This is a genomic window from [Clostridium] symbiosum ATCC 14940, assembly GCF_000466485.1.
GTDB classification, from domain to species: domain Bacteria; phylum Bacillota; class Clostridia; order Lachnospirales; family Lachnospiraceae; genus Otoolea; species Otoolea symbiosa.
Map to the genome: position 1 here is coordinate 16,150 of NZ_KE992824.1, position 12,355 is coordinate 28,504.

A 12,355-nucleotide genomic window follows, 5' to 3' on the forward strand; every position below is an offset into this window, starting at 1 on the left:
TATTTCGACTAAAAAATTAAGAAAATTTCAATGATATTTTCTGACATTTTTCGGCAAAATTATTGTATAATAATTCCATAAGGCAAAATTATTGCCGTGAACCAGATATTGAATCATAAGCTGGCTTTTCGCTGTAATCAATAAATTTCACGAGGAGGGAAACTATGCGTAAAGAAAAACTGTATATCGCTGCAACGATTGCCGTCTGCGCTTTGGCCTTTACGGGCTGCAAGAAAAGAGAGGCTGTCGATTTATCATCACTGCATACTACTGCCGCTGTTGAGAAAGAGACCATACCGGAAACTACGGAGGCGCCTACCACGGCACCGACTGAGGAGTCTGCCGATGCGTCAAAGAATAACACCAATTTTTCTTTGAAGTCAGAGATTAAAAAAGAAACCGCAGGCAAGGCGACGGTCGAATACCCGGTTGTCTCCAACATGAAGGATGCCGAAAAACAGAAGCAGGTGAATGCCCTGCTCCGTACGAATGCAATGGCTATCGCCGATGTCCATCCGGATCAGACTTTATCGGTGAAAGCCACTATAGAAGCCGCCAACCTGAAACGGATTGTCGTCTCCTATAAAGGCGAGTTGAAGAATCCGTCTACTTCAAAGACGGAGAACCTGTTCTATACCAATACGGTTGATCTTGAGACAGTTCAGAACATGCGGCTTAGCGATTATGCCGACGCTTACACCGTAGCCGGTTATATTGCATCCGGCGATTATAAGCTGGAATCCGTTTCCGCCAATGAACAGTCCGTAAGGAGCTATATCAACAGTTCCGAAAAGACCACCGATTATTATTTTAAGAAACTCCAGGCGGCTGATTTTTCAGGCGGTTATACGGCTGATGAGAACAGCACTCCGGCCGCCAGCTGGCCCGAGATATTCAGCTATGAAAAACAGGGGATTGTCTATGTAAGTATCCCTCTTTCCTCTGAACTCGGCAGTTATGCGATTATTAAATACAGTCCTGATAATAAATAGAAAAATAGCAGACTGACAGATTCGGAAGGGCCGGTACCGGCAAGACGGCAGGCCTGCCCGGATATAAGTTGACAATTCTTTCCAAAAAATTACAACAATTCTCTTAAATATTCTATTTATATAGTGACAAGATTATTCAGACAGGTGTATAATACATCTGTCTGAATGTTTTTGTAACAGTTCATGCTTTCTGAATCGTTACATGTTTTTGTGTTAAGGCACAAAATCTTAAACGGCAATACTTAAATCAGATGTATTTTTTTATATTACTCTGAAAACACTATAAATTTAAAAGGCAGGTTTTTACTATGGAAAACGTAACAATTTTAGACCACCCTCTGATTCAGCACAAGATCTCCATTCTCCGCAATAAGGCGACCGGTACCAATGAGTTCCGTTCCCTGACCGACGAAATTGCAATGTTAATGGGATATGAAGCGCTCCGGGATCTTCCTCTTGAGGACGCTGAAGTTGAAACTCCGATTGAAACTTGTATGACACCCATGCTGTCAGGAAAAAAACTTGCTGTTGTTCCTATCCTGCGCGCAGGCCTTGGAATGGTAAACGGCATTCTGGCACTGGTTCCTTCTGCCAAAGTAGGCCATATCGGTCTCTACCGCGACGAGGTAACCCATCAGCCTCACGAATACTATTGCAAGCTTCCAAGCCCGATTGAACTGCGTACGATTGTGGTGACTGATCCGATGCTTGCAACCGGCGGCTCTGCTGTTGAGGCTGTGGATTTTATCAAACAGCACGGCGGTAGGACGATTAAATTTATGGCGATTATAGCTGCCCCGGAAGGGCTCAAACGCCTTCATGAAGCTCATCCGGATGTTCAGATTTACGTGGGACATGTGGATCGCTGCCTGAACGAGAATGCCTATATCTGTCCGGGACTCGGCGATGCCGGAGATCGGATTTTCGGAACAAAATAAGAAGAACGTATTGAACGGTAACCTGAACGCTCTGCGCACAGGTCCCCGCCATCAGTAAAAGGCTGAGCCAAAGATAACCATTCTCTCCGGCTCAGCCTTATTCCGCTTATGAATACCTTTCAAAAGCGGTTCTATCTGTAATCTTCGTTTAAAAACATGGCCTTTATTGCCACCACTTCCTCATACTCCTCCTGCTCTACCTGTACATCGGAATTCAAGGCCCTTAAATCTTCTTTTAAAACCTCCAAAGCGTTATCTGCACATTCAGCCCTTCCCTCCATAATAATTTCAATCATCCGTTTCAGCACAACGGGATGGGCATATCTGGCCGGTACGGGGAAACCGCTTTTCCCTCCGTACCCCTTCAGATATTCCTCCATCTCCTCCTTCGCCAGCCTGACCCTGTTCAGTATATAAGTCCTGTTATTCCTCGAGGTCGGCAGCATACTAGCGCCGGAGAACAAAAAGATCGCAGCCATTCCGAAAAGAGTGAAATAAACGGCAAACTCCACGTGGTTAATCAAGGAATATATCCCGTAAATAAGAGAAGCGGCGCCCAGAAGAGAGATTGCCAGAGCAACCCATTTGTAACTCGGGCTGCTCTTGTCGTAGGCTCTTTTCCTTCTGGCCGACTGACTTAACGCTATGCCAAGCTCCGGCCTGATTTCCAGATACTCTCTTGCCTCCTGAAGCCGGCCGGCCTCTCCCTGTGCTTCTTTTGACAGTTCAGGAAGAAATCTCTCCGCGCGCTCCTGCTCCCTCTTTTTAAGCCTCTCTTCCGCCGCCTGGCTTACCAGCCGGATCTCCGGTTGGGACTTGCCGATGCAGGCCAGCATGCGGTCTACATTCTCTTCGTATTTAAAATTACACTGCTTTTCCTTCCCATCATCATACTCCACTACAAGATAAGGAATCGTGGCAAACATCCCTTTGCCGCTGAAACCTCCCCTGCTCATCGCCACCCGCTTAAAAACGCGGGTAACGGACGTAAAAGGAATATAATATCGCCTGTCTATGTAAAAGCTGTTCAGGTACAGCGCCTTTTCTCCCACGCCGCAGGGTCCGAAATTCCGGCTCTTCTTCCTGTCTGTCTGAAGCTCCTGCTCCGTCAGGCCGTCACGGCCGAGTTTTACTGGCTTAAAAATCATAATTTATCTCCGGTTCTGTTTTTGTGGTTCACCCGTAAATATGGTTTCCGTAAGTTTCGGCCGTACTTATGCGGTCTGCTGTTTTTTAGTTGCACGCATAAAGATTCCAAGGAATACTACCGCCAGAATAATTCCTGCCGGATACGCCACCGTCGTGCCCAGATTCAGGCATTCGCCTGCATAGAAGAAATACGTCATGGATACGGCGCTCATAAAGGTTGCAGGCACAGCGGTAAGCCAGTAGTTCTTTTTCTCTTTGTAAAGGTACATGCTGGCGGTCCACAAAACGATCATAGCCAGTGTCTGGTTCGTCCAGCTGAAATATCTCCAGACAATCGTGTAATCCAGATGTCCGATAATCGCACCGGCAGCCAGAAGCGGAATACAAAGCTTCAGCCTGCTGGCATATGCCTTCTGATCAATCTTGAACCAGTCGGCCACAACAAGACGGGCGCTTCTGAAAGCCGTGTCACCGGAAGTGATCGGGCATGCAATAACTCCAAGCATGGCAAGTGCGATACCGATTCCGCCCATCGTCTTCTTGCACACATCATAAATGGCAGCGGACTGACCGTTGGCAAGAGCCTCCTGAAGTCCTGTGTTAAGACCGCCTGTAACGGCATACAGGGAGCATCCGGCAGCCGCCCAGATGAGAGCAATCACGCCTTCACACACCATGGCTCCGTAAAATACGAAATGCCCCTGCTTCTCTGATTTCATACAGCGCGCCATCAGAGGAGACTGTGTCGCATGGAAGCCGGAAATAGCTCCGCAGGCAACCGTAATAAACATAACGCTCCAAATCGGAGTTCCCTTCGGATGCATATTATGGAAATTCGACCAGATCTCCGGTATGACAAACTCCGCTTTTGTAAAAATGCCGATGGCAACGCCAACTGCCATAATAATAAGGCAGATGCCGAATACCGGATAAATTTTACCGATAATCTTATCAATTGAAATAAAGGTTGCAATAAAATAATAGGCCAGAATAACCCACAGCCAAAACTCCTTGTTTGTCACAAGGCCTGCGGCACCGTTGTTCTGGAACAGGGTGACAATCAGCCCCGCCGGACCGACTGCAAATACGGTGCCGACCATAACCAGAAGAACAATACTGAATACCCTCATCACATTCTTCATCAGTCCTCCGAGATAGATACCGCAGACCTCGGAAATCGATGCGCCGTCATTACGTTCCGACAGCATTCCTGAAAAATAATCATGGACACCGCCGGCAAAGATTGTACCGAATGTAATCCACAGAAAGACAACCGGGCCCCATAATGCTCCCTGAAGCGCTCCGAATATCGGGCCTAATCCCGCGATATTTAAGAGCTGCACCAGGAACAGCTTCCACTGAGGCATGACGACGTAATCGACCCCGTCATTAATCCTCACTGCAGGTGTTTCCCTGTCATCCGTCCCAAACGTATTGTCTACCATTTTACCATAGACAAAATAGCCGCCAATCAGCAGCGCAAGGCAAATAAAAAAACTTAACATACTACATTCCCTCCTGTTTTCAGTGTGATACACTGTTTTTTTATTCACTCATATTATAGTACATTCAGACAATAAAGCAAAGAGAAAATTGTATTTTTTTGGATACTTTCCACTATTCTTCCATTTATTTAGGATATTGCATACAATATACTTCTATTGTTAATTCTTTATGTTAATTTTGCAACAAATGTAAAGTTTTCTTAACACTTACGACATTTTTCTTCTTCTGTTCCTTCTAAAGAAAAAAACAGCTCATTTTCCGGTGAGATTCCACCGGGAAAATGAGCTTGTTTTTGACCATGTTTCTGCTTACTGAACAGTAAATTTTTCTGCGATTGTACCCGTATAATATGCTTCCAAAAGTTTTTCCAGATCCTTTATCTTCTCTTTCAGCTCACGGCCGATGTCCGTATCACCCACACATTTTCGTTCCGGCACCCATTTCACCATCTTGCTGTCGGAATGGATGTCGCTCTCATTTTCAATGGCCGCCTCCGTTGACTCAAAGGGATCATGGGCGGCAAGAATCAGGCCGTATGAATTGTAAATCAGTGTGTAACCGGCTATACCCGTCTCTTTCTGATAAGCCTTTGAGAACCCTCCGTCAATCACCAGAAGTTTTCCGCCGCACTTAATCGGGCTTTCCCCATCCTTGGATTTGACCGGCACATGGCCGTTGATGATATGAGCCCCCTCTTTTGCAAGGCCGAACTCCACCAGAATCCGATCCATCACCTCTTCATTCTCCAGAAAATGATAATAGGGATTTTTCGTCTCCTTATGCGTCTCCTTCTCCGTCAGAAAATACCGTTCGAACGTAGCCATCTTGTCCTTGCCAAAAAGCGGGGAATTCTCATGGAGCCAGATATACCACATCAAATCACGGCCCCGTTCCCTCTCTTCCCGGTCCATTGCCACAAAACCTTTTCTGACGTAATTATCCAGAATATCATAAAGGGCTTTTCCCTTATACTTCTTTCCGTAAATTTCGACCTCTTTGAACGTGCCGTCTTCGTTCAGAGGCACGCAGCCATGGTAGAGCAGATTATTATTATATACCTTATACAGACTGCCTTTTGCCAAAAGGAATTTCATATGCTGCTGCAATTTATCACAGTTCGTGAAAGCCCTCTCAAGCCGTTCCATGATATCTGCTTCCTGGTCGGTAAAGGTATATGGATCCTTCGGATCAACCGTCGGAAAGTTCGTATCCAGAAGGGGATACTTGATTCCCTCCAATTCTATTGTCCCTTTTTCATAGTCAATGCGATGGAGCAGATTCCGCCGATCCAGGCAGAACTCCGGATGACGTTTGATAATCTGGCCCTCTGCCTTAAACTGGATGATCGATATGGCTTTATGCATCTTTAAATTGATTTCCATCTCCGATGCGTCATAGGTGTTGCCGCCTTTTAGCTGGAAACAGGTGCACGGGTCATCTGCATACGTATTTAATGCAAATGTGGCAAGCGGCAGCATATTGATACCGTATCCGTCCTCAAGGAGATCCAGGTTTCCATATCTGGCACAGATTCTTATTACATTGGCGATGCACCCGGCCTGACCGGCCGCCGCCCCCATCCAAAGCACATCGTGATTGCCCCACTGGATATCGACGGAATGGTAAGTCATCAGCTTATCCATTATAATGTGAGGACCCGGGCCACGGTCATAGATATCCCCCACAATATGCAGATGATCCACGATCAGGCGCTGAATCAATTCGCTCAGGGCAATAATAAACTGTTTTGCCCGGCCTACCCTGATTATTGTCTGGACAATGGCGTCATAATATGATTCTTTGTCCGTTAAATCTGCTTTTTCGGTAAGAAGCTCTTCCATGACATAGGCAAATTCTTTCGGCAGGGCTTTGCGCACCTTGGAGCGCGTATACTTGCTCGCTGCTCTTCTGCTGACTTCAATCAGGCGGTACAGCGTTATTTTGTACCAGTCATCCGGATTCGTCTCCGTCTGTAAAATCCGGCTCATTTTTTCCCGGGGATAATAGATCAGCGTTGCCAGGGACTGTTTATCCTGACGGCTTAAGGTATTACCGAAGACATCGTCAATTTTTCTCTTCACAGCCCCCGAGCCATTCTTCAGCACATGGGAAAACGCCTCATACTCTCCATGGATATCGGTCAAAAAATGTTCCGTTCCTTTCGGCAGGTTGACAATCGCCTCCAGGTTGATGACCTCCGTCGAAGCCGCCGCAATTGTAGGATACAATTCCGCCAGCCGCTCCAGATATCTTACCTCCAAATTTTTCATAATATCCTCCTTATCCATTAATTATTTATTCCTAAAACATAGCTAATGGATTGCCGCCTTATTATATAACTATACAGGCGGAGTTGATGCTCTCTGATTTTATCATAGCATAATTTGACGGAATGATCATGCCTTTTAAAAATACATGGGGGTAATTGAGAATGGAGGACGCGTCCGGAACGGACCATGTCCGGTGGTGTGATGATCGGGCCGGCAGTACCGGCAGCGTCCTCACCTGCATAATTAATTTTTCCCTGCTATCTCTCCCTGCCTTTTGTAGATGGAATTGGCGTCCACACAGCCGCGCACACTGGAAAGGGGATAGATATTGGAATTTCGCCCAATTACAGTGCCCGGATTCAGGACAGAGCCGCAGCCTACCTCCACATTGTCGCCAATCAGGGCTCCGACTTTCTTGCGTCCGCTCTCAATCTCTCCGTCCGCAGCATGGATACTGACAAGCAGTTTATCCGATTTCACATTTGAGGTGATGGAACCGGCTCCCATATGAGCTTTATAGCCCAAAATCGAATCCCCGACATAATTGTAGTGCGGCACTTGCACCTTATCAAAAAGAATCACATTCTTAAGCTCTGTGGAATTGCCTACCACAGCTCCTTCTCCAATCAAAGCGCTGCCGCGGATAAAGGCACAGTGGCGCACCTCGGCTTCCCTGCCTACAATAACAGGCCCGTTCAGAAACGCGGACGAAGCGACCTTTGCGGTCTTATGGACCCACACATTGCCGTCTCTTTTTTCGTATTCTTCCGTATCCAGGCTGTTGCCCAGAGCAATTATAAAATCGCTGATTCCCTGAAGCGCGTCCCAGGGATACTCAAATCCTGAAAGATAATCTGCTGCAAGTGTATGTGTCAAATCATAAAGCTCCGTAATCCTCATCTGTTCCCGGTTCATAATGTTGCTCCTCTCTTTCTGTCTTCCGTCATTTTTGTGACGGCTCTGTCTTTGCTTCATTTTTTCCTGCGGACTTCCCCTCCGCCTTTTTCCCCGCTCCGGAAGGTTTATAATTGACGGCTACCTGCTCAAACAGCGGGCGGAGCCCTGACTGGTTCGCCATATGAACCGCATTATAAGTCCGGCCGGCCACAAACCGCTCCAGCTTTTCCATATATTCATCGGAAGTGATGCTGCCTTCTGCAACATAGGTAAGCCCCTTCTCCCAGCTGGCGGTCAGCTCCGGATTTAACAGCTGCTTAATGGAAGCGTTAACCACCTCGTAAATCAATTCTCCCAGACAAGTTGGCGTAATTATCTGTGTCTTGTTATTCAGTGACAAGTACTTGATGTTAAATAGCTTCTTTAAAATCTCGGCTCTGGTTGCGCTGGTGCCGATCCCGCTTCCCTTGATCTGTGCGCGGAGCTCTTCATCTTCAATCAGCTGTCCGGCATTCTCCATCGCCAGAATCATGGAACCGGAGGTGTATCGTTTTGGAGGCGACGTTTCACCCTCTTTTATATTCAGGGCATCCAGGGAAACGACCGCACCCTTTTTCAGTTTATCCAGCATTTCAATAAATTCCGGACTGGATGAATCCAGAATCACATCCCCGGCCGCTCCCGACTTCTCGGCAGGAAGTACATTGCCGTCCGAGCCGGCATCCGGAGCGCCTGTATTCTTTTTCCGGCCCTGACCCGGCACCTCGGCCACCTTCAGATAGCCCTGCTCCCTGAGTACCTTGAATCCGGCAAAAAAATGCTCGTTCTGTGTGACAATGTCCACCGTATACTTCTGGTAAATTGCCGGAGGATAAAAAATACTTAAGAATCTTCTGACAATCACCTGGTATATCTTTGAATTCAGCTCCGACAGGCTCCTGAGAGCGCCCAGTCCCTGTCCGGTGGGTACAATAGCATAGTGATCGGTTATCTGCTTATCATTGACGTATCTCGTCTTTGCAATAGTCTTGTAAGAGCCTGAGGCCAGCACCTCTCTGGCATATTCGGCCGCCGGGCCGAAATTTTGCAGGCCGCCGATATTCTTATGAATTTCCTTTGCCACCGCCGTGGAAAGTACCCTGGCATCCGTTCTCGGATAGGTAACAAGTTTTTTTTCATAAAGCTCCTGAACAGCCTTAAGCGTCTGGTCCGGGCTTATCTTAAACATCTTGGAGCAGTCGTTCTGAAGCTCTGCAAGGTTGTATAAAAGAGGCGGATTTTTCGTCTCCTTCTTCTTCTCAATCGAGGCGATAGTGCCGTTTCGCGGCTCGGCAGAGGAGAGAAAGGCTATCAGCTCCTCCGCATCCTTTCTCTCTTTGAAACCGTTTTCTTTATAAAGGCAGGGATGGTTAAAATATCTGGATCCCTCCACGGCCTTCCACTCACCGTCTATAGTAATCCCCTCCGGTCCGAAGGTTCCTATCACGCGGTAGAATGGGGTTTTTACAAATTCTCTGATTTCTCTTTCCCGGCGCACCGCCATCCCCATAACGCATGTCATAACGCGGCCGACGGAGACCACCGTCCTGTCCGTCCGCATAAAATTTGAAATCGAGGGGCCGTATTTTAACGTGAGCGCCCTGGAAAAATTAATTCCCATCAGATAATCTTCCTTGGCCCTCAGATAAGCCGAGGAAGCCAGATTATCATACTCCTCCAGGTCCTTGGCCTCCCGTATCCCGCGGAGAATCTCCTCCTCGGTCTGGGAGTCAATCCAGACCCTTTTCTGTGCTTTATCTTTAATCCCGGCCATCTGCGCCACCAGGCGGTAAATGTACTCACCCTCCCGCCCGGAGTCGGTACAGACATAGATTGTATCCACATCTTTCCGGTTCAGAAGCCCGCTAACGATTTTAAACTGCTTTTCAACGCTCTCAATTACCTGATATTTAAATTCTTTCGGAAGAAAAGGAAGTGTCTGGAGACTCCACCTCTTATATTTTATGTCGTATGCCTCCGGATAACTCATGGTAACGAGATGTCCCACACACCAGGTTACGACTGCATTCTCCGATTCAATATAGCCGTCCGCCGCCCTGCCCGCAATCTTAAGGGCTGCGGCAAATTCTCTGGCCACACTCGGTTTTTCTGCTATGTATAATGATTTTGCCATTCAGTTCCCCACATTCTGTTTTAATATAGTAATAATATCAGACTTCAGCCGTTTCTTCACTCTTCCTTTTTTTGGCCTTTTTCTTTTGAGACGGCGTGCGCTCGGCTAAAATGGCTGCGGCAAACATCAGGGCGCATCCCAGCAGCATCCTGGCCGTAACCGACTCCTGCAGGAAGATGACGGAGAAGATAAGGCCGAATACAGATTCAAACGACAGCAGTATCGATGAGGTGCTTGCGCTGAGATACGTCTGCCCCACCGTCTGAAGGAGAAAACAGAGCATACTTGATATGACGCCAAGGTACAGGACGGATACGACGGTTCCCCGGTCTGTAAAGACACTCAGATCACATGGACCTTCAAAAACTGCCGCCACCAGCCAGGCGAATACGGCACAGGAGGCCATCTGCACAACCGTCAGCTTGATAGGACTGTAACACATCGTATAGCGGTCGATAAACACCATATGAAGGGCAAAACAAAAGCCGCAGATGAATGTCAGGAAATCTCCGAAATTAACGGTCAGATCTCCTTTCAGGGAAAGGAGCGCCAGCCCTACTACTGCAATACAGGCCGCCGTTATATTATTTCCCGACGGTTTTACCTTGTTAAAAAACCAGTGCAGAAACGGCACGATGATCACGTACAGCGTTGTGATAAATGCATTTTTACTGGCCGTCGTAAACTTCAGCCCATAAGTCTGGAAATAATAGCTGATAAACAGGAAAATCCCCAACAGGGCGCCGCATTTGATATCGGCCCATGTCATTGATTTGACCTGCTTCCGGAATATAAGAATAAGGCCTGCCGTGGCGATCGTAAACCTGTATGCCAAAAGATACGTGGGTTTTATCACATCCATGGAATTCTTCATCACCACAAATGCGCTTCCCCATACAATTGTCACCAGTAAAAGCCCGGCCGACGCAAGCAGCTTTACTGTTTTATCATTCATTTTTCCCTCTGTCGCTTCCATTTCGATTTCACCCTCCCGGCTCTTCAAGACCTCATATCCCCTGGCCTGCCACCGCTCCGCGCTTCCAAATCCGGGATTTTGCGATAAACAGCGAAATCGCCTCACGGAACGCATCATGGCTGAACTGTTACCAAAAATACAGGGCTGCAGCTTTTGCCGAAGGCTTTTTTCTGCATCCCTGTATCCATTTTCCGTAACAGTTAAGACAGCGTGAACCGTTACGGCATTCGGCTAATTAAAATCGCTGCGCGATGAGCCGGCTGCCTGCTGCCACTGCCTTTTTGCACGGTCAGCGCAGCAAATGCGCAGACCAGTCTGAACTGTTACCATCTTCTCACATTTAATTATTCTATCATAAATTTGTAAATAGTGGTAGTATTATATTCTTTTCCTTCCTTTAAAACCGGGGAAGGAAAATCAGGAGTATTGATGGCATTCGGGTAATACTGTGTCTCAAAACAGTATCCGTGGCGCGGACCGTACATCACGCCCTCTTTGCCCGGTATCTCCGGCTCCAGATAATTGGCCGTATAAAACTGGATTCCCGGCAGGTCCGTATAGACCTCCATCACACGGCCGCTGGCTTCGTCCCAGGCCTTTGCCGAAAGAGCCAGTTTTCCAGGCTCATGGTTCAGAACCCAGTTATGGTCATAGCCATGGCCGTATTTAAGCTGCTCATAATCCTCATCAATATCGCGGCCAATCGGCTTTCCGGACGTAAAGTCCATCGGCGTATCTTTAACCGGGCTGATTCTGCCGTATGGGATGGACACCTCATCTGTCGGTGTAAAGCAGTCCGCATCAATCCACACAAGCTGATTCACCGCGCTGCCGCTATTATGTCCGGCCAGATTAAAATAGCTGTGATTCGTCATATTTGCGACGGTGTCCCTGTCACAAATCATATGGTACCTGATTTTCAGTTCGTTCTCATCAGTCAGGGTATAGACGACGGAAATCCTTGCATTGCCGGGATACCCCTGATCTCCGTCGGGACTTATAAGAGAAAATGTAATGGAACTCTCCCCTTCCCCTTCGGATAACTCAGTGTCCCATATTCTGTCACGATAGAAGTCAGGACCGCTGTGCAGATTATTCGGGCCGTTGTTGGCAGCCAGTTTATATGTAACGCCATTCAGCGTAAATTCCGCCCTGCCTATCCTGTTTGCATTTCTTCCAACAATCTCGCCCAGATGGCCGCCGTTGACCAGACATGCTTCGATCGTGTCATATCCCAGCACCACGTCGTCCAGCCGGCCGTTGGCATCCGGAACAAGCATGGACGACCAAATTCCGCCCAGATCCAGAAAAGACGCCGTTACTCCGTTCCGATTCGTCAGGGTATACTGAAAGACCTCTCTTCCGTCTTCCAATTCACCAAACTTTACCTTTTTATACATAAAATATATTCCTCCTTAACCGGATGAAAACTGTTGTTACTATTCACAGTGTTA

Annotated in this window: 9 protein-coding genes; 2 read left to right on the forward strand and 7 right to left on the reverse strand. The window is 47.5% G+C overall.

Annotated features, from left to right (window positions below):
* The first annotated feature begins 164 nt into the window (after nucleotides 1-164).
* Together CLOSYM_RS03585 and upp are read left to right on the forward strand one after the other, a co-directional pair.
* A complete protein-coding gene (locus CLOSYM_RS03585) occupies nucleotides 165-992 on the forward strand; it encodes a hypothetical protein (protein WP_021640978.1) in 828 nt (275 codons plus the stop codon).
* Nucleotides 993-1,300: 308 nt separating this feature from the next.
* Nucleotides 1,301-1,930, forward strand: a complete 630-nt coding sequence (gene upp / locus CLOSYM_RS03590; RefSeq protein WP_003510602.1) for a uracil phosphoribosyltransferase — start codon at nucleotides 1,301-1,303, stop codon at nucleotides 1,928-1,930.
* A gap of 131 nt (nucleotides 1,931-2,061) precedes the next feature.
* On the opposite strand, the gene CLOSYM_RS03595 is transcribed toward upp, so the two are convergent.
* The 7 genes from CLOSYM_RS03595 to CLOSYM_RS03630 form a co-directional block, all read right to left on the reverse strand.
* Complete coding sequence (locus tag CLOSYM_RS03595) at nucleotides 2,062-3,078, reverse strand: hypothetical protein (RefSeq protein ID WP_021640979.1); 1,017 nt, start codon at nucleotides 3,076-3,078, stop codon at nucleotides 2,062-2,064.
* 66 nt (nucleotides 3,079-3,144) lie between these two features.
* Complete coding sequence (locus tag CLOSYM_RS03600; RefSeq protein ID WP_003510600.1) at nucleotides 3,145-4,584, reverse strand: carbon starvation CstA family protein; 1,440 nt, start codon at nucleotides 4,582-4,584, stop codon at nucleotides 3,145-3,147.
* 309 nt (nucleotides 4,585-4,893) lie between these two features.
* Nucleotides 4,894-6,855: a fructose-bisphosphatase class III gene (locus CLOSYM_RS03605; RefSeq protein ID WP_044902113.1), complete on the reverse strand. Its 1,962-nt coding sequence runs from the start codon at nucleotides 6,853-6,855 to the stop codon at nucleotides 4,894-4,896.
* A 243-nt stretch (nucleotides 6,856-7,098) separates the two neighbouring features.
* Nucleotides 7,099-7,770: an acyltransferase gene (locus CLOSYM_RS03615; RefSeq protein ID WP_003510597.1), complete on the reverse strand. Its 672-nt coding sequence runs from the start codon at nucleotides 7,768-7,770 to the stop codon at nucleotides 7,099-7,101.
* A 28-nt stretch (nucleotides 7,771-7,798) separates the two neighbouring features.
* Nucleotides 7,799-9,925: a DNA topoisomerase gene (locus CLOSYM_RS03620; protein WP_021640983.1), complete on the reverse strand. Its 2,127-nt coding sequence runs from the start codon at nucleotides 9,923-9,925 to the stop codon at nucleotides 7,799-7,801.
* A 37-nt stretch (nucleotides 9,926-9,962) separates the two neighbouring features.
* Nucleotides 9,963-10,928: a DMT family transporter gene (locus CLOSYM_RS03625; protein WP_242828642.1), complete on the reverse strand. Its 966-nt coding sequence runs from the start codon at nucleotides 10,926-10,928 to the stop codon at nucleotides 9,963-9,965.
* A 317-nt stretch (nucleotides 10,929-11,245) separates the two neighbouring features.
* Nucleotides 11,246-12,301: an aldose epimerase family protein gene (locus tag CLOSYM_RS03630; RefSeq protein WP_003510593.1), complete on the reverse strand. Its 1,056-nt coding sequence runs from the start codon at nucleotides 12,299-12,301 to the stop codon at nucleotides 11,246-11,248.
* Nucleotides 12,302-12,355: the final 54 nt, after the last annotated feature.

Bases quoted from the DNA above. Each gene is read 5' to 3' on its own strand.
- CLOSYM_RS03585 (WP_021640978.1), top strand. From the start codon at position 165: ATGCGTAAAGAAAAACTGTATATCGCTGCAACGATTGCCGTCTGCGCT.
- upp (WP_003510602.1), top strand. From the start codon at position 1,301: ATGGAAAACGTAACAATTTTAGACCACCCTCTGATTCAGCACAAGATC.
- CLOSYM_RS03595 (WP_021640979.1), bottom strand. From the start codon at position 3,078: ATGATTTTTAAGCCAGTAAAACTCGGCCGTGACGGCCTGACGGAGCAG.
- CLOSYM_RS03600 (WP_003510600.1), bottom strand. From the start codon at position 4,584: ATGTTAAGTTTTTTTATTTGCCTTGCGCTGCTGATTGGCGGCTATTTT.
- CLOSYM_RS03605 (WP_044902113.1), bottom strand. From the start codon at position 6,855: ATGAAAAATTTGGAGGTAAGATATCTGGAGCGGCTGGCGGAATTGTAT.
- CLOSYM_RS03615 (WP_003510597.1), bottom strand. From the start codon at position 7,770: ATGAACCGGGAACAGATGAGGATTACGGAGCTTTATGATTTGACACAT.
- CLOSYM_RS03620 (WP_021640983.1), bottom strand. From the start codon at position 9,925: ATGGCAAAATCATTATACATAGCAGAAAAACCGAGTGTGGCCAGAGAA.
- CLOSYM_RS03630 (WP_003510593.1), bottom strand. From the start codon at position 12,301: ATGTATAAAAAGGTAAAGTTTGGTGAATTGGAAGACGGAAGAGAGGTC.